The organism is Candidatus Neomicrothrix sp. (assembly GCF_035329545.1).
Taxonomy (GTDB): Bacteria; Actinomycetota; Acidimicrobiia; order Acidimicrobiales; family Microtrichaceae; genus Microthrix; species Microthrix subdominans.
The window spans coordinates 1-19,828 of record NZ_DAOLGP010000006.1; the positions used below are offsets into that span (position 1 = coordinate 1).

Annotated in this window: 17 protein-coding genes and 1 tRNA gene; 5 read left to right on the top strand and 13 right to left on the bottom strand. The window is 66.8% G+C overall.

Features of this window, described 5'->3' with window-relative positions; all coding sequences use genetic code 11:
* Window positions 1-19 precede the first annotated feature (19 nt).
* Both PKD89_RS04935 and PKD89_RS04940 read right to left on the bottom strand, forming a co-directional pair.
* A complete protein-coding gene (locus PKD89_RS04935) occupies window positions 20-412 on the bottom strand; it encodes a type II secretion system F family protein (RefSeq protein ID WP_289012081.1) in 393 nt (130 codons plus the stop codon).
* On the bottom strand, window positions 409-2,163 hold the full coding sequence (locus tag PKD89_RS04940; RefSeq protein ID WP_289012079.1) for a GspE/PulE family protein: 1,755 nt from the start codon (window positions 2,161-2,163) through the stop codon (window positions 409-411). The genes PKD89_RS04935 and PKD89_RS04940 overlap by 4 nt, the downstream gene beginning before the upstream one ends.
* A 408-nt stretch (window positions 2,164-2,571) precedes the next feature.
* Here PKD89_RS04940 and PKD89_RS04945 point away from each other — a divergent pair, with 408 nt between their 5' ends.
* Window positions 2,572-2,712 (top strand): hypothetical protein, encoded by a 141-nt coding sequence (locus PKD89_RS04945; RefSeq protein ID WP_287394235.1) that lies wholly within the window; start codon window positions 2,572-2,574, stop codon window positions 2,710-2,712.
* A gap of 197 nt (window positions 2,713-2,909) precedes the next feature.
* On the opposite strand, the gene PKD89_RS04950 is transcribed toward PKD89_RS04945, so the two are convergent.
* The 4 genes from PKD89_RS04950 to PKD89_RS04965 all read right to left on the bottom strand — a co-directional run bounded on the left by PKD89_RS04950 (window position 2,910) and on the right by PKD89_RS04965 (window position 5,905).
* Window positions 2,910-3,293 carry a type II toxin-antitoxin system VapC family toxin gene (locus PKD89_RS04950; RefSeq protein ID WP_289012078.1) on the bottom strand — a complete coding sequence of 128 codons (384 nt, stop codon included), beginning with the start codon at window positions 3,291-3,293 and terminating at the stop codon, window positions 2,910-2,912.
* Window positions 3,294-3,551: a hypothetical protein gene (locus PKD89_RS04955; protein WP_287394239.1), complete on the bottom strand. Its 258-nt coding sequence runs from the start codon at window positions 3,549-3,551 to the stop codon at window positions 3,294-3,296.
* Window positions 3,552-3,588: 37 nt separating this feature from the next.
* Complete coding sequence (locus PKD89_RS04960) at window positions 3,589-4,563, bottom strand: prepilin peptidase (protein WP_289012077.1); 975 nt, start codon at window positions 4,561-4,563, stop codon at window positions 3,589-3,591.
* A 442-nt stretch (window positions 4,564-5,005) separates the two neighbouring features.
* Window positions 5,006-5,905, bottom strand: coding sequence for a DNA-processing protein DprA (locus PKD89_RS04965; protein ID WP_289012076.1), 900 nt, complete (start codon window positions 5,903-5,905; stop codon window positions 5,006-5,008).
* A 276-nt stretch (window positions 5,906-6,181) separates the two neighbouring features.
* Between PKD89_RS04965 and PKD89_RS04970 the strand changes: the two genes are divergently transcribed.
* From PKD89_RS04970 to PKD89_RS04980, 3 genes are read left to right on the top strand one after another with little or no spacing between them, the layout of a single operon-like run.
* The gene (locus PKD89_RS04970; RefSeq protein ID WP_289012075.1) at window positions 6,182-8,443 is read left to right on the top strand and encodes an NADP-dependent isocitrate dehydrogenase; all 2,262 of its coding nucleotides are present in this window, start codon (window positions 6,182-6,184) and stop codon (window positions 8,441-8,443) included.
* A gap of 42 nt (window positions 8,444-8,485) precedes the next feature.
* Window positions 8,486-9,757, top strand: a complete 1,272-nt coding sequence (locus PKD89_RS04975; RefSeq protein ID WP_289012074.1) for an NAD(P)/FAD-dependent oxidoreductase — start codon at window positions 8,486-8,488, stop codon at window positions 9,755-9,757.
* A 55-nt stretch (window positions 9,758-9,812) separates the two neighbouring features.
* Window positions 9,813-10,604 carry a class II aldolase/adducin family protein gene (locus tag PKD89_RS04980; protein ID WP_287376176.1) on the top strand — a complete coding sequence of 264 codons (792 nt, stop codon included), beginning with the start codon at window positions 9,813-9,815 and terminating at the stop codon, window positions 10,602-10,604.
* Window positions 10,605-10,682: 78 nt separating this feature from the next.
* Here the strand turns inward: PKD89_RS04980 and PKD89_RS04985 are convergent, their stop codons facing one another.
* Entirely contained in the window at window positions 10,683-11,081 is a 399-nt protein-coding gene (locus PKD89_RS04985; RefSeq protein ID WP_287376179.1) for a hypothetical protein, read from the bottom strand.
* A 108-nt stretch (window positions 11,082-11,189) separates the two neighbouring features.
* Here PKD89_RS04985 and PKD89_RS04990 point away from each other — a divergent pair, with 108 nt between their 5' ends.
* A complete protein-coding gene (locus PKD89_RS04990) occupies window positions 11,190-12,446 on the top strand; it encodes an HNH endonuclease signature motif containing protein (protein WP_287376182.1) in 1,257 nt (418 codons plus the stop codon).
* Window positions 12,447-12,491: 45 nt separating this feature from the next.
* Here the strand turns inward: PKD89_RS04990 and PKD89_RS04995 are convergent, their stop codons facing one another.
* The 6 genes from PKD89_RS04995 to PKD89_RS05020 form a co-directional block, all read right to left on the bottom strand.
* Window positions 12,492-13,460: a hypothetical protein gene (locus tag PKD89_RS04995; RefSeq protein ID WP_287376185.1), complete on the bottom strand. Its 969-nt coding sequence runs from the start codon at window positions 13,458-13,460 to the stop codon at window positions 12,492-12,494.
* A 210-nt stretch (window positions 13,461-13,670) separates the two neighbouring features.
* Window positions 13,671-13,744, bottom strand: a tRNA-Ile gene (locus PKD89_RS05000).
* A 77-nt stretch (window positions 13,745-13,821) separates the two neighbouring features.
* Window positions 13,822-14,850, bottom strand: a complete 1,029-nt coding sequence (locus PKD89_RS05005) for a DUF3566 domain-containing protein (RefSeq protein WP_287376189.1) — start codon at window positions 14,848-14,850, stop codon at window positions 13,822-13,824.
* 10 nt (window positions 14,851-14,860) lie between these two features.
* On the bottom strand, window positions 14,861-15,232 hold the full coding sequence (locus PKD89_RS05010; RefSeq protein WP_287376192.1) for a hypothetical protein: 372 nt from the start codon (window positions 15,230-15,232) through the stop codon (window positions 14,861-14,863).
* A gap of 53 nt (window positions 15,233-15,285) precedes the next feature.
* Window positions 15,286-17,847, bottom strand: coding sequence for a DNA gyrase subunit A (gene gyrA / locus PKD89_RS05015; protein ID WP_289012073.1), 2,562 nt, complete (start codon window positions 17,845-17,847; stop codon window positions 15,286-15,288).
* Between the two features lie 12 nt (window positions 17,848-17,859).
* Window positions 17,860-19,815 carry a DNA gyrase/topoisomerase IV subunit B gene (locus tag PKD89_RS05020; protein ID WP_287376199.1) on the bottom strand — a complete coding sequence of 652 codons (1,956 nt, stop codon included), beginning with the start codon at window positions 19,813-19,815 and terminating at the stop codon, window positions 17,860-17,862.
* Between the last annotated feature and the right edge of the window lie 13 nt (window positions 19,816-19,828).

Genomic DNA, 19,828 nt, shown 5'->3' on the forward strand with positions numbered 1-19,828 from the left:
CGAACCTAAATCGCGAGCCTCAACCCCGACGCGAAAGACACCAGCCACCTAGAGCCTGGGACAGCTGCGCACCACCCTGAACGCGTTCCTCGGCGTCCTGAAGGATGCCAGCGAAACGCTTGTTGGAGCAGTCCTCGCGCAAAGTCGCCAACGCTTCCAGCACCGGCACACCGGCCCGGGTAAAGGTGGCCATCTGGCGGGAGAAGTTCATCACCTCGGTGAGCGGCACGCGGCTCTTGGTGATCTCGATCTCGGAGAAGCTCTTGCGTTCCTTGATCTTGCGAACGCGCATGCCATCGACGGCGAGCTGGTTGCGTGCTGCCGAAACGGACGAGGCCTCGACCTCGCCCTTGACGGACTCGCCGTCCAGCGTTTCGGCCTCGTAGCGGAATTTGGAAACGGTGGCCGTCACAGCGACAACTCCATCAGATTTTGCGCGGAACCGGTGCCGTTGGCGTCGGCATCGTTCAATGAAGTTTCAGACTCCTCATTGTCCGCTGCGGCGGTTGGTGCGTGCACCGAACGCAGCACCTCTTCCACTGTGGTGATCCCTTCAGCCACGAGGCCAAGCGCTTCGCGCTGCATGGTGGACATGCCCTCGGCTACCGCCTGACGGCGGATCTGGCTGTGAGTGGCCTTTTCAACGACGAGGGCCCGGATGGCGTCGGAAACCACCAGCAGTTCGTAGACGCCGATCCGGCCCTGGTAGCCGGTGTGATTGCACAGGTTGCAGCCGGCACCCTTGGACCATTCGGTGGGTGGCTCAATGCCCTCGCGCTCCACCAGTGCGATCTCGCTTGCGGTCGGTGTCATCGTCTCTCGACAGTTGTCGCACGTGCGTCGAAGCAGTCGCTGCCCCACGATGCCGTTGATGGCTGAAGCCACCAGGAAAGGCTCGATGCCCATGTCGGTGAACCGATGCAGCGCTGATGCGGCGTCGACTGCGTGCAACGACGAGAGCACGAAGTGGCCGGTGAGCGCTGCCTGAGTAGCCAGCCGGGCGGTTTCCACGTCACGGATCTCGCCAACGAGGATGACGTCCGGGTCCTGACGGAGGATGCCGCGCAGACCACCGGCGAACGTGATGCCAGCCGACTCGGAGATCTGCATCTGGTTGACACCCGGGAACTCGTACTCGACGGGATCTTCCAGCGTGACGACATTGCGGCGGTCGTCGTTGATCTCGGTGAGGGTGGCGTAGAGGGTGGTCGTCTTACCCGAACCAGTTGGTCCAGTGCACAACATCATCCCCAGCGGAGCTCTCACGATCTCGAGGTAGGGCTTCTCAACCGCTTCGGAGAAGCCAAGGTCGGTCAATCCGATGAGCGAGCGGGTCTTGTCGAGAAGTCGCATCACGACTTTCTCGCCATGCAGGGTGGCTACAACCGACGTACGGATATCGATGGGGCGGCCGTCGACCTCGATCGAGAACTGCCCGTCCTGAGGGCGGCGCCGCTCCACGATGTTGAGCTGCGCCAGCACTTTGATGCGGCTGGTCATGGGCGAACCGAGCGATGCGGGGACCCGGAGGGCTTCCGAGAGTGCACCATCGATACGGAACCGAACGCGAATCTCCTCGCCCATCGGTTCGATGTGGACGTCCGAGGCCCGGGATCTCACTGCCTCGTTGAGCACGCGGCTGACCAGCTGAACCACCGGTGCGTTTTCGTCGACTGTCAGGCTGGTGAGACCAGTGGAGTTCTTCTGCGTGGTGAGCTCAAACGCCTGCACATGTCGAGCAGCGTCAGTCAGCTCGGAATAGCTGCGGGTGAGCACCCGCTCGATATCGTCGGGGACGCCAACCAAGAGGCCAATGGCACCGGCAGCGTCGGTCAGCTCCTGAATCGCAGCGCCGTTGCCGGGTTGAGCCGTGACGATCACCAACTGGTCTCCGTGAGAACGGAACGGCACGATCCCATGGCGGCGAGCGAGATCGCCAGGGACCATCGCAATGGCCTTCGGTTCAGGTTCGCTTGTGCGAAGATCGGCCACTTCAAGACCGAACTGCTTGGCCAAGGCATCGGCGACGTCGTCCTCGGATAGGTGGCCCTGCAAACGCAACAGCTCGCCCAACGGCTTCGGATCGTCGCGTTGCGCTGCCAACGCATCCGTCAGCTGGTCAGGGGTGACCAACTCCATCTCCAGCAGTATCTCGCCGAACAAGGTTCGCTCTGTATCAACCCAGGCCTTAACGTCGGTGGAGAGTTCGACGTGGGAGCTTGCCGGAGCGTCATGCCGAGATGGGGCACTTGCCGAACTTGGCTTTTCGTCTGCTTGATTGCGTGACCGTCGAAGCACGTCACCTCCCTCGGCTTGGCTTGGTTTCGCCGTCAGAATGAATGAGCGGCGAGCCCCACCTTTGAGCGGAAGGGCACCACCGTCTTGTGGGCGCTATGCCACTCTCCAGCCCGGACTATAGAACAAACGTGGCATGAGACAAGGGCACAACCCGACCATTCGCGATGCGAAATCTCACGCGTTTATCCACTGTAAGGTTGTTGATGAGATATCGCACCACCTACATGTGCGTTATCACACGGTTGAGTGGGCGCTTCTCAGCGTCAGCCCTTGGTGTCGACACTTGGTGACGGTTCCGACGGCACCTCGACGCTGCACGATATCGGCTACCTCAAGCGCGGCTACGAGGACATCCCCGGCAAGCTGGGCGCGCTGGGCATCAACGTCGAGGAACTGGACGCACCCGACGCCTGACGGTCCCACCCGGCACCCCTACCCTCCAGCGGTTCTCCCTCCCCGACCGAAGTCGGGAGTTCAAACGACCTCCAAACCGCGCCCTGCGCTCCCCGGTTCGGCCCTCGTGCCGAAGTGGGGAGCTGAAACGACCGCCAGACAGCGGTGTGCACTCCCGAGTTGCTGCTTTCGGTGGTCGTGCGCCGATTGGGCGACGGTCAGAGCCGGGCGTCCGCCAGGTCGACGTCGTAGAGGTGCAGTCGTCGATCTGCGGTGACCAACGTCAGCGAATCGCATTGGCATTGCGCAACGAGCATGCGGTCGAACGGGTCGCGATGGTGCGGCGGCAGGTTGGGCGCCGCTTCGGCGTGGCTCGATGAGATACCGAGCATCTCAAAGCCGTTCGCTTTCACCTCGTCGACCAACCCGTCCGGGAAGGACAGCTTGCCCAACGCCCGCTCGATGCCCAGCTCCCACGGGGTGACCACCGAAACGAGCACCTCGGGCGATGCGGAGATCTGCTCGCGCGTTTGGGTTCCCAACAGCGGGTGGTCATCCAGCCACCACCTGACGACATGACTGTCGAGCAGTAGGTGCGCCACCTACGCCACCTCGGCGGCATCGGCCGATTCGTCGAACCCGGCGACGATGTCGGGATCGGAGGAGATGGCATCCTCCTCGCTTTCGTGCAACTCGAAGCGACCGGCCCACGAGCCCGGCGTCCGGTTCGGCCGGCGCCGTTGATCGAGGTAGGTCCGAATCGCCTCGGCATAGAGCGCGCTGCGGGACGCCCCGGTGGATTCACGCAGCCGTTCCGCCGCCTGGAAGATCTCGTCGGGGATGGAGATGGCCGTCTTCATGGTGCAGAGTATAACCGGTACTACTGTGAAATGGAGACTACAGGCCCAGGCGCTCGATCAACTGAGGCGACATCGCGGCAACTACGAGGGCAGCCGCCAGCAGCGCCGGTCCGAAGGGGACCGCCAAGCTGGTGATGCCGGTTGCCGCCTCGGGTTCGTCGACGGTGGCGGCAGCATCCGTCGACCCAGTGGCCTTGGCCGCGGTCTCGGCGTTGAGATCGGCCGCAGCGGGTTGGTCAAGCCCGGCCATCACCGGGGCAGCGCGGCGGTTGCCCTGCGCCCACAACACTGCGCCGAGCAACAGCCCCATGAAGGCGGCCACGCCCATGGTGAGCACCACCGCGAACACGACCAGGATCATGCCGCCGGTGCCGACCAGCGCACCGATGTGCAGCCCGATCAGCACGGCCAGGCGCACGTCGCCGAAGCCGAGACCCCCCGGCTTGGCGAACCAGATGACGAACAGCGCCCCGCCGAGCACAGCCGCGCCCAGGAGCGCTCCCACCGCCACGGCGGTCTCGCCCAGCCCGACCGCCGAGGCGGCGATCAGCACGACCGAGATGCCCGCGGCCGGCCACACCAACTTGGTGGGCACCATCAGGGTGCGCAGGTCGATCACCCCGACGATGACGGCGACGGGCACGAACCACAGCATCGGCACGAGCGTCCAACCCCAGCCCAGCGCCCACGCCAGCCCCAGCCACAACAGCGGCACGCTCGCCTCGACTATCGGGTGGAACGCCCCGATCGTTGCGTCGCAGTTCTTGCACCGGCCCCGGAGGAACAGCCAGGCGAACACCGGCACGTTGAGGTAGGCGGGAACGTCGGTGCCGCAGGCCGAGCACCGGCTGCGACCCCCGGCCACCTCGGACCAGGGCCGCATCGTGAACCGCTCGCCAAACTCGTTGGGTCCGTCGAGCGGCACGGGCAGCCGATCGATCACCACGCAGCTGAACGACCCGATGGCCAGCCCAAACAGCGTGGCCATCACGATCAACATCACCGTTTCCATCGCACGCCGCCTAGTCCTCACGCATCTGTTGCGGACGGGGTCAAACGCTTGTCGTGCAACGAGGGCGCGTTCGAAAGCCGCTCGGACCTTACCCAAAGGCCGGCGGGCTATCGCCGAACTCCTCCGCCGACCTCAAAAGAGGCTGCCGGCGTGTTGTTGCTCCCCGTCGCACCTACAGCAACGGGCCTCATCCCAGGCCCTACGCCCCAACCACGACATCATGGCCTCCGACGGCCCAAAGTTCGGTCGCACGTGTCGACCCATCACCAATGGACCGACGACGGTGGCGCCTCCCTCTCTCAGTGCCGCGACGGCACTGAACATCGACCCTCCCCGTGTGAAGGTGTCGTCGACTAGAAGCACCCGCTCTCCAGTGACTGCACGTGTGAGGCGGAAGCGATTCAGCCGGAGGTCCGTATGGCCCCTGGAGCCATGGTCGGCGCTAGATCAGCACGTCGTCAGACTCCGTGACCTCAGCCTCAATATCGGCCACGATCTGATCAATATCGTCAATGGCCAAGACGCCGGGGCGATCGGCCATCTCGCGGGCCCAGGGTTGGGCCGAGACAAGTCGCCGCAACAGGTAGAGACGTTTGCCGTGGCGCAGCGCGTGCTCAGCCTGCTGCCTGGCACCGGAGGTTGGGCCGGCCTCGACGACAACTGTGCCAAGCGAAAACCCGGAGGTCACGATATTCCTCACGGGGAAGCTCCATCGCGTCGGCCCCGAATCCGGCCAGAACTGCGAAACGACCGCTCCCGACTTCTCGATGGACCGTGCCAAGCCTCGATTCGCTGCCGGATAGACGCGGTCGAGCCCTGACCCGAGCACAGCGATAGTGCGACCTCCAGCAGCAAGAGCGCCCCGGTGCGCAGCCGTGTCGATCCCAGTCGCCATGCCCGAGACGACCGTGATGTTCAGATGAGCCATCCTGGCGGCGATTTCATCGGCCGCAGCCAGGCCATCCTCCGATGGCTTTCGGGTTCCGACCACAGCCACCGCTCGCTCATCCGATCGTTCGATCGTACCCCGTGCGAATAGGAACGGCGGATGGTCGTGGACCATGCGCAGGTTGGTCGGGTACTCATCGTCAAGCACCGTGACGAGCCGCACATCCGACCCAGCAAGTACCCGGGTCCAGTGCTCGACACGTCGTCGATCGATCTCTTGAATCCCGGCTTGTACGTCTGCAAGGCCTTCGAAATGGTCGAGATCGAGATTCGCATCCAGAGCTTCCAGGGCGGCGGCGAGTCGAAAGGAACTAGGTCCGTTAAGCGATGGACAGACTCGCTCGGCCAAGGCAAGGATGACCTCCGGGTGTGAGATGAGGTCACTCGAATCCATGGTTCCCTCCCTGGGTCGATCGTGCCGGCGTCGCAACTTTGGCCGGCATTGTGGCCTGACACGCTTCAAGGTAGCCCCCGCTGGGGTGCCAATTATACGGTTCTGACTCATCGAACACTAGTTCGTTACTGAGTCTTGGACAATCACTTTATGAAACTCGCTGATGACTGCGCCGCCTCCAAGGCACCCCATCCGGATCTCCGCATCTCGACACCGACGGCTCGGCACTACCCTCAGCACACGCCGACCTTTACTCCAACGCAGAACAGGATGCCCATGAGCGACTCCGCCAAGCCCGACGCCTCGACGATCATCTACACCCTCACCGACGAGGCCCCGGCGCTGGCCACCCGCTCGTTGCTGCCCGTGATCGCCGCGTTCGCCGGTGCGTCGGGAGTGGACGTCGAGACCCGTGACATCTCGCTGGCCAACCGGATCCTGGCCGCGTTCAGCGACCTGCTGCCCGCCGACCAACAGCGCCACGACGATCTGGCCGAGTTGGGCGAGCTGGCCACCCGGCCCGAGGCCAACATCATCAAGCTGCCCAACATCTCGGCGTCGCTGCCCCAGCTGAAGGCGGCGATCGCCGAGCTTCAGGCCGACGGCTACGGGCTGCCCGACTACCCCGACGATGCCGCCGACGGGGACCCGGCCGGCGAGGACGCCGACGTGTTGGCCCGCTACGCCTCGGTGATGGGCTCCGCGGTCAACCCGGTGCTGCGCGAGGGCAACAGCGACCGGCGCGCCCCCGCAGCGGTGAAGAACTTCGCCCGCAACCACCCCCACTCGATGGGCGAATGGTCGGCCGACTCCCGCACCCGGGTGATCACGATGGACTCGGGCGACTTCCGCTCGACCGAACGGTCGGTCACCGTTGACAACGCTGACGATCTGACGATCCGCTTCACGCCCACCGACGGCGAGGCACGCGACCTGCGCTCCCCCGTGAAGGTGGCTGCCGGCACGATCGTCGACGGGTCGGTGATGAGCGCCGCCGCGCTCGACGCCTTCCTCGCCGATGCGATTCGCCAGGCCAAGGCCGACGGCGTCCTGCTCTCGGTGCACCTCAAGGCCACCATGATGAAGGTGTCCGACCCGATCATCTTCGGGCACGCCGTGCGGGCCTTCTTCCCCGACCTGTTCGACCACTACGGCGAGGTGCTCGCTAACGCCGGTTTCAACCCCAACAACGGGTTGGCCACCCTCGACGCCGCGCTGGAGGAGCTGCCCGCCGACACCCGCACCTCGGTCGAAGCCGCCCTCGCTGCCGGCTACGCGTCCGGACCCGAACTGGCGATGGTCAACAGCGACAACGGCATCACCAACCTGCACGTCCCCTCCGACGTGATCATCGACGCGTCGATGCCGGCGATGCTGCGGACCTCCGGGCAGATGTGGGGCCCCGACGGCAACCCGGCCGACACGCTGGCCGTCATCCCCGACCACAGCTACGCCGGTGTCTACGCCGAGGTGATCGAGTTCTCCAAGGCCCACGGCGCCTTCGATCCGACCACGATGGGCTCGGTGCCCAACGTCGGCCTGATGGCCCAGAAGGCCGAGGAGTACGGCAGCCACGACAAGACCTTCGAGCTGGACGCCGACGGCGTCGTCGAGGTGCTCACCAGCGCCGGCGACGTGCTGATCACCCACGAGGTGGGCGCCGGCGACATCTGGCGCATGTGCCTGGCCGCCGACGCCCCGGTGCGTGACTGGATCGGTCTGGCGGTGCGCCGCGCCCGCTCCACCGGTGCCCCGGCCGTGTTCTGGCTGGACGAGACCCGGGCCCACGACGCCCAGCTGATCGCCAAGGTGAACACCTACCTCGCCGACGAAAACACCGACGGGCTCGACATCCACATCATGGCGCCCGAGGAGGCCACCCGCTTCTCGCTCGAGCGCATCGTCAAGGGCGAGGACACGATCTCGGTCACCGGCAACGTGCTGCGCGACTATCTCACCGACCTGTTCCCCATCCTCGAGGTGGGCACGTCGGCCAAGATGCTGTCGATCGTGCCGCTGATGGCTGGTGGCGGCCTGTTCGAGACCGGCGCCGGCGGTTCGGCACCCAAGCACGTGCAACAGTTCATCGCCGAGAACCACCTGCGCTGGGACAGCCTGGGCGAGTTTCTCGCCCTCGGCGCCTCGCTGGAGCACCTGGGCGATACGGCCGACAACGCCCGGGCCCGCCTGCTGAGCACCACGTTGGACACGGCCACCGCCCGCGTGCTCGAGGAGGGCCGCTCGCCGTCTCGCAAGGTGAACGAACTCGACAACCGCGGCAGCCACTTCTATCTGGCCCTGTACTGGGCCGAGGCGCTGGCCGCCCAGGACACCGACGCCGAGCTGGCCACCACCTTCGCTCCCCTGGCCCAGCGGTTGAGCGAGGCCGAGGCGACGATCGTCGAGGAGCTCAACTCGGTGCAGGGCGCCCCGGTCGACCTGGGTGGCTACTACTGGCCCAAGCCGGACGCGGCCACCGCCGCCATGCGGCCCAGCGCTACGTTGAACAGCATCCTCGAGGGCTTCGCCGCCGGATAGGCCGGCGGCCTCGGGGACGACACCACCTCGGGGGGACCGGCCATGGCGTCACTCAGCTCCAACAACCGCGGGGCCTACGACCGTCAATCCACAGATATCGCCATCATCGGCGGTGGCATCGCCGGGGTGTCGGCCGCCTACTGGCTGGCCCGTCACCCCAGCGCACCGTCGGTCACCGTGCTGGAGGCCGAGGAGACCCTCGCCCATCACACCACCGGCCGCTCGGCCGCCCAGCTGATCCCCAACCTGGGCGCCGAACCGCTTCGCCCGCTGACGCTCGCCTCGGTGCCGTTCTTTCATGCCCCGCCCGAGGGCTTTGCCGAGTTTCCGTTGGTCACGCCTCGGGCGGTGATCACCGTGGCGCCGCCCGGCGACGAGGTCGCTCTCGACGAACAACTCTCCGCCGCCCGGGCGGTGGACCCGGGCGCTCGCGAGATCGACATCGACGAGGCATGCGCGCTGTTTCCCGGGCTGCGACCGGAAGCGTGTGGTCGGGCGATGCTCGAGCCCTCCGGCGACGACATCGACGTGGCGGCACTGCACCAGGCGTTCACCGTCGGCGCCCGGCGCGCCGGGGCGACGATCGAACGCTCCTGGCGCCTCGAGACGGCCGAACGATCTGTTCTCGAGGGTGACGCGTCCTCGAACGGGACGTTCGAGCGACAGGCCGGTGGGGGCTGGGCCGACCGCTGGCTGCTGGGCGCCGACGACGGGCGGACGCTGACCGCCCGCCTGGTGGTGAACGCAGCCGGCGCCTGGGGCGACGTCGTCGCCGGCATCTGTGGGGTGGCCGGCGTCGGCCTACAACCGCGCCGCCGCACGGCATTCATGACGCCCAGCACGTTCGATGGGTCGTCGGCGTGGCCGATGGTGGTCGACGTGGCCCACCGCTGGTACGCCAAGCCCGACGGCACCCAATTTCTGTGCTCGCCCGCGGATGAAACCCTGTCGCCGCCCTGCGATTCCAAGCCGGAGGAGCTCGACGTCGCCCTCGCCATCGACCTGATCAACCAGGCGACCACCCTGGGCATTCGCACGGTCAGCTCCGCCTGGGCCGGGCTGCGAACCTTCGCTCCGGACGAGTCGATGGTGATCGGCCCCGACCCCGAGGTGCCCAGCTTCGTGTGGTGCGTCGGCCAGGGCGGCACCGGCATCCAAACCGCGCCGGCGGCCGGACGTCTGCTGGCCGACCTGACGCTCGACGGGGCTCCGTCGCCGTTCTTCGACCCCCGTCCCGAGACGAACCTGGCCGTCCTCGACCTGGCCGCACTGACCCCGGAGCGACTGGTCCGTAGGCCGGTCGTGACCGCTTGAGCCCAACCTCGCATGCGAAGCCACCCCTCCACATGCGGATGCCAGACTGGTGGGCATGGCCGACAGCACGCAGGACAGCCCCACCACGCGCACCCCGCACAACCCGTTCGTCGAACGATCCCCCGAGGATGAGCAACTGCACCGCAAGCAGCGCCTGGCCATGGCGTTCCGCATCTTCGGTCGCCTGGGCTTCGACGAGGGCGTCGCCGGGCACATCACCGCCCGCGACCCACTGCGCGAGGACTGCTTTTGGGTCAACCCCTTCGGTATGTCGTTCAAGCAGATCCGGGTGGCCGACCTGATCCTGGTCGACCACGACGGCCGGGTCGTCGAGGGCCACTGGCCGGTCAACCAGGCGGCCTTCGCCATCCACTCCCAGGTGCACGCCGCCCGTCCCGATGTGATCGCCGCCGCCCACTCCCACTCGGTACACGGCAAGGCGTTCTCCAGCCTGCACCGGCCGCTGCGGCCCCTCACCCAGGATGCCTGCATCTTCTTCGAGGACCACGTGTTCGACCCCGACTACGGCGGGGTGGCCAACGACATCGAGGAGGGCAAGCGCATCGCCACCGCCCTCGGCGGCAACAAGGCGGCGATCCTGGCCAACCACGGACCGCTCACCGTCGGCGAGTCGGTCGACGAGGCCACGTTCTGGTTCGTCACCCTGGAACGCACCTGCCAGGCCGAACTCCTGGCGATGGCCGCCGGCGAGCCTGTCCCGATCCCCGACGAGGTCGCACGCGGCGTCAAGGACCAGGTCGGCTCGTCGCTGGCCGGCTGGTTCTCCGCCCAACCGTTGTTCGACTGGATCGCCGCCGAGCAGCCCGACTGCCTCGAGGGATCCTGACCGGTCCGAGGACGATCAACCACGGCTCGGGACGACCGGCCGTTCAGCCGACGGTCCCGTGATGAAGAACGCCGTCGCCTAACCGATCGAGATGCCGCAGGTCTTCTTGGCGTAGGCCTCCACGCGGTCGCCGGCCCGTTCGTACTCCTCGTCCTCGAGCAGGGCCGGGTCCTCATCGTTGGCCTCCTCCTCACCGCTCGCCTGGTCGGACATGCGCTTGGCGCCCTCCAACAGGGTCGCCGCATCGGCGCCGACCTCGCTCGGTGCGACTGCGGCAAAGTCCTCGAGGGCGGCGAGCAGTGCGTCGAACGATTCGGTCGGATCCGTCGTCTCGCTTTCGTCGATGGCCGTCGCCACCGCCCTGAGCGAGTCGCAGACCTCATCGGTGGAGGCCTGGTTGTCTCCCCCGCAGGCACCGAGAGAGATGACGGTGACGAGAGCCGCTATCGAGACGACGCCAGGCTTCGTGATCCGCATCGCATCAACCTAGACAAGCCGCTCCACGGCCTGGCCACCGCTCCGGGGAGTGCGCCCCGGAGACCAGAATCCGTTGCCAAATGAATCGAACAGGTGTACGATTACTCTATGCTTTCTGGGGGCCACTTCCTCGCTTCGCACGACCTGACGACCGAAGGGTCACCTGCGCTGACCGAGCTGATCGACCTCGAGGCACAGCGTCGGCGGATCGATCACCGACAGGCGGTACTGCTCACCGAGGTGGCCGCGTCGGGTGTCTGCGACATCGAACACGGCCACACCACCCCGATGTGGCTGGCCGACCGCACCCAGCAGAGCCCGCACGCCTGCCGAAGCCGGATGAACACCGCAGCCCGCCTGCACCGTCGCTACCCACAACTCGCAGAGGCCCTCAAGACCGGTCGGGTCGGCTGGCAACACGTCAAGGTGATCGACTCGGCAGGAAACGATCGCAACTGGCAGGACCTGGCCGACCTGCTGCCGGGGCTGATCGACCTGGCCCAGGTGGCCACCTTCGAGCGCTGGGCCCGCGAGGTCCGCGGCATCGCTCAACGTTTGGATCAGGACGGCGGCTACGACCCGGCCTCCGATCCGGCCAACAACCACCTCCACCTGGTGCCCACCACCGACGGCATCACGTACGTCTCCGGGCAACTGGTCGGAGAGTTGGCCCTCACGATCAAGAAACTGATCGACGGAGAAACCGAACGCGTGCTGAAGCGCTACCGCGCCGACGCCGAAGCCACTGGCGGCGAAACACCGGTCCCCAGCCGGGCGCAAGCATGCGCCGAAGCGCTCGGCGAGCTTGTGGATCGGGGCTCGGGTGTGCCCGAAGGATCCGGCAAACTCCCCGAGCCCGAAATCGTCGTGATCCTCAACGACACTGGCGACACCGAGGACGGCGGCGAACTCACCGACGACGACGGCAACCACCTCTCACCGCACATCCTCCGGTTCATCATCGCCGCCGCCATGATTCGACCGCTGGAAGTGTCTGGCTCCGGCGACCCGCTCCGCATGGGCCGCACCCTCCGCTACGCCAACCGCCACCAACGCCGCGCCCTCCTCGCCCGCGACGGTGGCTGCATCTTCCCCGGCTGCGACCGGCCAGCCAGCTGGTGCGACGTCCACCACGTCGACGAATGGGACGCCAACGGCCCAACCGACATCGACAACATCGGCCTCTTGTGCCGACACCACCACCGGGTCACCCACCGACCCGGCTGGACGATGACCCCAACCGCACTACCCAGCGACCCCAACACCACCCACAGCAACGGAGTCAGATTTCGATGGCGAACGCCCACCGGCCGCCTCATCGACTCCCAACGACACCACCAGCGCAGTCATCCGTCCGCTGCGTGAACCCGTGATCGCCCGGTCAGCCCGGAAACTCATCGCCGGGGAGCGTTACGCGGCATCGGGTTCGCCAAAGCGAGCGATGCTGACACCTCGGCGAGCCAGGGCATCGAGCATCGTGAGCGGCGGTGCGAGCTGGCCGGCGGTGACTGCACCCGTCGGTGGTTGGTCCAACTGCTCACCGCAGGTGGCGATCAGCGCGGCGGCCGCACCATCGAGGCGGTCGACCACGCCCAACACCACCGCAGCGGTCGTGGTCCCTCGTCGGCCTCGCGCTTCAACGACCGCTGCACCCGTTCCCGACGGCTTCTGCGCACTGGGAAGCGGCGGGAGCCCGATCGCAACGGACATGCGTTCCCGTCGGGTCATCGAAATGCGAGCGGTGAGCCGCTCCAACTGCGGATGGGCTGCGTGCAGGGTCTGCACCTCGGCCAGATCCGCCCGATAGGTGTCGCGCCCACCGACCGGCTCCGGGAAGAACCACAGCTCCCGCCCCGAACCCGCTGACCGCTCCACCCAGGCGCCGTCGCGCCACACGCGACCGGCGCGTCGAAGCGCCTGCGCACGAGCCTCCGCGCAGGCCGGTCCCCCAACCCCGTGCCGAGCCACGTGCAGTTCGGTGGCCTCCTCCAACAGCGTGGCGGCATGGGCGGCCATTACGTCGGTCAGCCCGGGCGACAGTGCCGCACCGACCACAACCGGCGTACTGGAAAGCTCGCCATCGAGCAGCTCGGCGATGAGCTCGGGATCATCACAGCACGACACCGCCGGAACATCGGCCTCGGCGGTACGGCGCAACGCCGTCCGTTGTGCCGATGCCTCCACAGTGATCGCCGCCCAGTCGGCGTGCACCGGCTGCCCCGGCCGCACGATCTCCACCCGTTCGAGGCCACCCACCTGAGCGGCGGCCACCTCGTGACGCCGGCTGCGAACCCGCACCAACTCCACCGAGGGCGTGGACAACAACTCGGTGAGCAGTCGACGCCCCACTGCGCCCAGGCCGACGACCTCGACGATCATCGCTTGGCTCGTCTCATCAACCCATCCCGCATCTCAGCGGTACTCGGGCCCCGCCAGCTCACGCCAGCCACCCTCCTGGGGCGGAAGGCCGCCGATGCCCCGAAGCCGCAGCACGAGGGTGACCATCCCAGCGATAGCCATGGCGATGACTCCTCGTCTCAGTGCGCTGATGATCGCTTCCTGTTCACGAGCCGTCGGATTGGCATGTCGTGGGGCTAGCTGGATTCGAACCAGCGACCTCACCCTTATCAGGGGTGCGCTCTAACCAACTGAGCTATAGCCCCGATTCACTCGGTCAGACGAAGTTAGTCGCTTCGCTCATGTTCGAGCGAACGCCCAACCCGGATGTGGCCGAGAGCGCCTACAGCGGCTCGGCCGTCTCCTCTTCGATCACCGACACCCACACGCCGCCGATCAGATCGGAGATCAGGTTGAACAGGATGGAGCCGATCACCGCAGCACCGGTGAGGGCGAGCGTGATGATCAGGCCGATCAGCGAGTACACCCGAAACAGCAGATCGGCATCGATCGACACGTCGGTCAGGCTGAAGGACTGGGCGATGAACTTCTCGAAGTTGTCGATCGTGCCCGACGATCGGGCGACCGACCACATCGTCACACCGGCAACCAGGAAGATGAACCACATACAGACGTTGAGGACAAGCGTCAGCTTGAAGACCGACCACGGATCGACGTGGCGCACCAAGCGCCGGACCCTGCGGGCACGAAACCGTTCGCGATGGCCGAAACGGCCTCGCGACTCGACGACCATTGAGTCGTCGGCGTCCGCATCAGCATTGGCATCGTCCGTGCTGGTCGTCTTCAGCGTCGCCGTGCGCGCAACGACCGCAACCGGTGCGGCCACCGTCTTGGGAGCATCCTCGGCCGGTGCCGGGCTGGGCGGTGCCGGGCTGGGCTGTGTCGGCGTGACCACCGGGGCTGCCTTGGCGACGGGGGCCTTGGCCTCTGCAGGTGCAACAGCCTGGGGCTTGGCAGCCGGCGTCGGTTTGACGTCCGGGGTCTTGGCAGGCGGAGTTGCCTTGGCGTCGGGGGCCTTGGCCTCTGCGGGTGCAACAGCCTGGGGCTTGGCAGGCGGAGTGGGCTTCACGTCCGGCGCTGGCGGTGCCACAACCGTCGACGAGTTCGCGTCGGCGTCGGTGCTGGCCGGCGGCTTGGCCGGTGCCGATTTGGGCGAGGCGGTGCGTTTGGTGACCTTCGGGGTGCTCTGCGGCGGGGGGTCGTCGCGTTGCCAGCGAGCTTCTTTGGGCGTCGAATCGGTACCGGGCTCGGGTGCGGGGACAACCGCAGTGCGGGGGCCTGGCGTGGCGGGGGCACCGCCGCTTGGGGCCGCGACGTCAGTGCTGGACCCCTCGTCGGACGATGGTGACATTTGCGAGAGTCTAGGGCGAAGTGGAGCCGGAGGCGTGAACGGGCTCGGGCTCGGCGGCGGCCGTCGCTTCGATGGGACCCTTCGCCACCCAGACCCGCCACCGTCGGCCCCCCGACACCGTCGGTTGCGGGTTGGCCGACCTCAACGAACAGCCGTTGCGGGCGCTGATGACCTCGGCCATCGCCCCGGCCGAGGGGGACCCCGACTCGTCGACGCCCACAGCGGCCAGCGCCGCCAGGTCGGCAACCGCCTGCGCCTGCGCCGCCCGCACCGACCCCTGGGCAACCAGAACCAGACCACTCAACATGACGAGCGCACAGCCGACGACCGCCACCGCCCACCACACGACCGAACCCCGGTCCGACCTTGGTCGCCTGATCATGGTCCCATCGTGCCCGCCAACGTCGGCGGGCACCACGGGGGTCGCTCCCCGGGTTACTCCGCCGGGTCGCCGCCTGCGCCCTCGGCCGCGTCCAGTTCCTCGGCGGGATCGTCACCGTTCTCGGTGTTGACCACGGGCGCCACCGCAGCGACCTTGGTGTCATCATCCAAGCGCATGACCGTGACACCCATCGCGTCCCGGCCGTACTCGCTGATCGACGCCACCGGCGTGCGGATGATCACGCCGGCGTCGGTGATCAGGAAGATCTCGGCGTCGTCATCGACCAGGTTGGCCGCCACCACCCGGCCGCGGTCGTCGCGGATGCGGTGGGCGCGGATGCCCTGCCCGCCCCGGCCCTGACGGGTGAACTCATCGGGGTCGGTGCGCTTGCCGAAGCCGGCATCGGTCACGGTGAGCAGGCGCGTGTCGGGCGTGAGCACCGCCGCGCCGATCACCGTGTCGCCACGCTTCAGGCGCATGCCGCGGACGCCGGCTGCGCTGCGGCCCATCGGCCGAACGTCGGACTCGGCGAAGCGGATGCCCATGCCCGACGAGGAGATCAACATCACCTCGTCGTCATCGTTGACCGGCAGCACCTCGACCAGCTCGTCGCCGTCGCGCAGGTTGACGGCGATCAGCCCGTCCTGGCGCGACGAGTCATAGGCGTTGAAGCGTGTCTTCTTCACCACGCCGAGCGCGGTGGTGAACATCAGGTAGCGGTGCGACTCGTAGTCGCGGGTGTCGATGACCGCCTGCACCCGCTCGTCGGAGGCGAGGCGCAACAGGTTGACGATCGCCGTGCCCTGGGCGCCGCGCTCCACCATCGGGATTCGGTGCACCTTCAGGCGGTACACCTTGCCCCGGTTAGTGAAAAACAACAGGTAGGCGTGGGCGGACGTCTTGATCAACGTCGTGATCATGTCCTCGTCGCGCAGCTTGGCCCCCGCCACGCCGCGTCCGCCGCGGCCCTGGGAACGGAACGCGTCCAGCGACGTGGTCTTGATATAGCCCCGGCTGGTCATGACGACCACCACATCCTCGTCGTCGATCAGGTCCTCGACGTCGAGGTCGCCCGGGTCGTGCACCATCGGGCTTCGCCGGTCAACGGCGAAGCGTTGGCGAATGTCGGCGAGTTCCTCGCGAATCACGGCGTCGAGCCGGCTTTGGTCGGCCAGGATGGCCTCGAGCTCGGCGATGATGCGTCGCAGCTCGGCCAGTTCCTCGTTGAGCTCGGCCCGGCCCAAGCGGGTCAGGCGTCCCAGGGGCAAATCGAGGATGTGGTTGGCCTGGATCTCGGAGAACTCGAAGCCCTCACCCATCAAGGCGGCGCGTGCGCCCGAGCGGTCGGCTGACGCCCGGATCGCTGCGATGATCTGATCGATCAGGTCGAGGGCGCGAACCAGCCCCTCGACGATGTGGGCCCGGCGCTGGGCCCGACCGAGGCGAAACTCGGTGCGACGGCGGACGACCTCGCGTTGGTGATCGAGATAGTGCACCAGGGCATCGCGCAGGTTGAGCGTGCGGGGCACGCCGTCGACCAGCGCCACCATGTTGGCGGCAAAGGTGGTCTGCAGTGGGGTGTACTTGTACAGGTTGTTGAGCACCACCATCGGCGAGGCGTCCCGCTTGAGCTCGAACACCAGCTTGATCTGACCTTTGGCCGAGCTGTTGGTGATCGCCCGGATGCCCTCGAGCTCCCGGTTGTTCACCAGCTCGGCGGCCCGCTCCTCGATCACCTCGGGTGCGGTCTGATAGGGCACCTCGGACACGATGATGCTGTTGCGGCCGTTGGCGTCCTCAACGATCTCGGCCTTGCCCCGCAGCTTGATCGAGCCCCGCCCGGTTCGGTAGGCCGAGTTGAGCCCGGCCCGACCCAGGATCTCGCCTCCGGTGGGAAAATCGGGGCCCAAGACCAGCTCCATCAGCTCGTCGATGGTGGCGTCGGGGTTGTCGATCAGCAAGTCGACGGCGTCGATCACCTCGCCCAGGTTGTGGGGCGGGATGTTGGTGGCCATGCCCACGGCGATGCCCTGAGAGCCGTTGACCAACAGGTTGGGAAACCGCGACGGCAACACGGTGGGCTCTTCGGTCGAGCCGTCGTAGTTGGGGATCCGATCGACCGTGTCCTCGTCGATCTCGGCCAGCATGGACATGGCGAGCGGATCGAGGCGGCACTCGGTGTAGCGGTAGGCGGCGGGACCGTCGGAGAGCGAACCGAAGTTGCCGTGCTTGTCGATCAGCACGTGCGACAGGGAGAAGTCCTGGCCCATGCGCACCAGCGCGTCGTACACCGAGCTGTCGCCATGGGGGTGGTACTTGCCGATGACGTCGCCGACGACGGTGGCGCACTTGCGGTGCTGACGGTCGGGGCGCAGCCCGGCCTCGTGCATGGCCCACAGGATGCGGCGGTGCACCGGCTTGAGGCCGTCACGCACGTCGGGCAGCGCCCGGCTGACGATGACCGACATGGCGTAGTCGAGGAACGACTGCTCCATCTCGGCCTGGATCTCGATGGGCTCGATGCCCTCGCCGCTGAAGTCGATCAGCTCGACCGGCACGATCGGGTCGTCTGCTTCTGGGTCGTCTGCTTCTGGGATAGGCGGCTCGTCAGACATGGAAACTCCGGATCAGATATCGAGAAAGCGGACGTCGTTGGCGTTGGTCTGGATGAAGTGCTTGCGGCTCTCGACGCTCTCGCCCATCAGCACCGAGAACACCTGATCGGCGATGGCCGCCTGCTGTGCGGTCACCTGCAACAGCGTGCGGCGCTCGGGGTCCATCGTCGTTGCCCACAGCTCGTCGGCATCCATCTCGCCCAGGCCCTTCAGCCGGGCAAAGTCCTCGGAGTGCTTTGGGCGCCCGACGAGGAACTGTCGGCGTGCCTCATCGTCCTTGAGGTACACCGTCTCCTTGCCGACCTTGGTCGAGTACAGCGGCGGCTGGGCGATAAACACCCGGCCGGCCTCGACCAGCGGCTTCATTTGACGGAAGAAAAACGTGAGCAGCAGGGTTCGAATGTGGCTGCCGTCGACGTCGGCGTCGGCCATCAGCACGACCTTGCCGTAGCGGATCAGCGAGAGGTCGAACTCCTCGCCCATCCCGGCGCCCACCGCCTGGATCAGCGACGTGACCTCGGCGTTGCGCAGCATGCGATCCGGGCGGGCGCGCTCGACGTTGAGGATCTTGCCGCGAATGGGCAGGATCGCCATCGTCGCGGGGTCGCGGGCGTCCTTGGCCGAACCACCCGCGGAGTTGCCCTCGACGATGTACAGCTCGCACTCATCGGGGTTCTTCGACGAACAGTCGGCCAGCTTGCCGGGCAGCCCGGCGCCGTCGAGTGCCGACTTGCGGCGGGTGGCCTCACGCGCCGAGCGGGCCGCCTCGCGGGCCCGGGACGCTGCGACCGCCTTGGCGACGATACGCCGGGCCTCGTTGGGGTGCTCTTCGAGCCACTCCCCCAGCCGGTCGTTGGTCGCCCGCTCCACCATCGAACGCACCGGCACGTTGCCCAGCTTGGACTTGGTCTGACCCTCAAACTGCGGATCGGCCAGCTTCACCGAGATGATCGCCGTGAGCCCCTCGCGAATGTCCTCGCCCTGAAGGTTGGTGTCCTTGTCCTTCAGGTGACCCTTCTCGCGCGAGTAACGGTTGAGCGTGTTGGTGAGGGCCTTCTTGAAGCCCTCTTCGTGCATGCCGCCTTCGATCGTGTTGATGCCGTTGGCAAAGCTGTGCATGCCATCGGAGTTGTAGCCCGAGTTCCATTGGAACGCGACCTCCAGCTGCATCGGGGCGCCGGCCGCCTCCTCGCTCCAGTTGTAGCTCCCCACTTCCTCGAACAGTGTTTCTTTCGACGAGTTGATGTGAACGATGAAGTCCTGGACGCCGTTCTCATAACAAAAAACGGTGTGTTCGGGCTCGTCACCGCGCTCGTCGGAAAAGGAGATCGTCAAACCGGCGTTGAGAAACGCCATCATCTGCAGACGTTCCATCAGCGTCTGGCTACGAAACGTGACGTCATCGAAGATCGTCGGGTCGGGCCAGAACCGCACCGTGGTGCCGCTCGGCCGGTCGATCCCGTCGGTGCTCGCCGGCGTGGGGCCCACCTGGCGCAATGGCTGATCGGGCGTCCCGCCGTCGCGGTAGCTCATCGACCAGCGCTCGCCCCCCCGGTCGATGTCGACCTCGGTACGCGCCGACAACGCGTTGACCACCGAGATGCCCACGCCGTGAAGGCCACCGGACACCTTGTAGCCGCCGCCGCCGAACTTTCCTCCGGCGTGCAACACGGTGATGGCCACCTCGGCGGCCGACATGCCCGGGTACTTCGGGTGCGGATCGGTGGGGATGCCCCGGCCGTTGTCGACCACCTGGCAGCAGCCGTCGGCCCCAAGGGTGACCTCGATGTGATCGGCATAACCGGCCATCGCCTCGTCGACCGAGTTGTCAACCACCTCGTAGACCAAGTGATGCAAACCACTCGGGCCAGTGGAACCGATGTACATGCCCGGTCGTTTACGGACCGCCTCCAAGCCCTCGAGTACCTGAATCTGATCGGCGCCGTACGTGCTGGTTTCAACTGTCACGTGGGTGACCTCT

Coding starts and splice junctions, on each gene's coding strand:
- PKD89_RS04955 (WP_287394239.1), bottom strand. CDS start 3,551: ATGAAGACGGCCATCTCCATCCCCGACGAGATCTTCCAGGCGGCGGAA.
- PKD89_RS04960 (WP_289012077.1), bottom strand. CDS start 4,563: ATGGAAACGGTGATGTTGATCGTGATGGCCACGCTGTTTGGGCTGGCC.
- PKD89_RS04965 (WP_289012076.1), bottom strand. CDS start 5,905: ATGGATTCGAGTGACCTCATCTCACACCCGGAGGTCATCCTTGCCTTG.
- PKD89_RS04970 (WP_289012075.1), top strand. CDS start 6,182: ATGAGCGACTCCGCCAAGCCCGACGCCTCGACGATCATCTACACCCTC.
- PKD89_RS04975 (WP_289012074.1), top strand. CDS start 8,486: ATGGCGTCACTCAGCTCCAACAACCGCGGGGCCTACGACCGTCAATCC.
- PKD89_RS04980 (WP_287376176.1), top strand. CDS start 9,813: ATGGCCGACAGCACGCAGGACAGCCCCACCACGCGCACCCCGCACAAC.
- PKD89_RS04985 (WP_287376179.1), bottom strand. CDS start 11,081: ATGCGGATCACGAAGCCTGGCGTCGTCTCGATAGCGGCTCTCGTCACC.
- PKD89_RS04990 (WP_287376182.1), top strand. CDS start 11,190: ATGCTTTCTGGGGGCCACTTCCTCGCTTCGCACGACCTGACGACCGAA.
- PKD89_RS04995 (WP_287376185.1), bottom strand. CDS start 13,460: ATGATCGTCGAGGTCGTCGGCCTGGGCGCAGTGGGGCGTCGACTGCTC.
- PKD89_RS05005 (WP_287376189.1), bottom strand. CDS start 14,850: ATGTCACCATCGTCCGACGAGGGGTCCAGCACTGACGTCGCGGCCCCA.
- PKD89_RS05010 (WP_287376192.1), bottom strand. CDS start 15,232: ATGATCAGGCGACCAAGGTCGGACCGGGGTTCGGTCGTGTGGTGGGCG.
- gyrA (WP_289012073.1), bottom strand. CDS start 17,847: ATGTCTGACGAGCCGCCTATCCCAGAAGCAGACGACCCAGAAGCAGAC.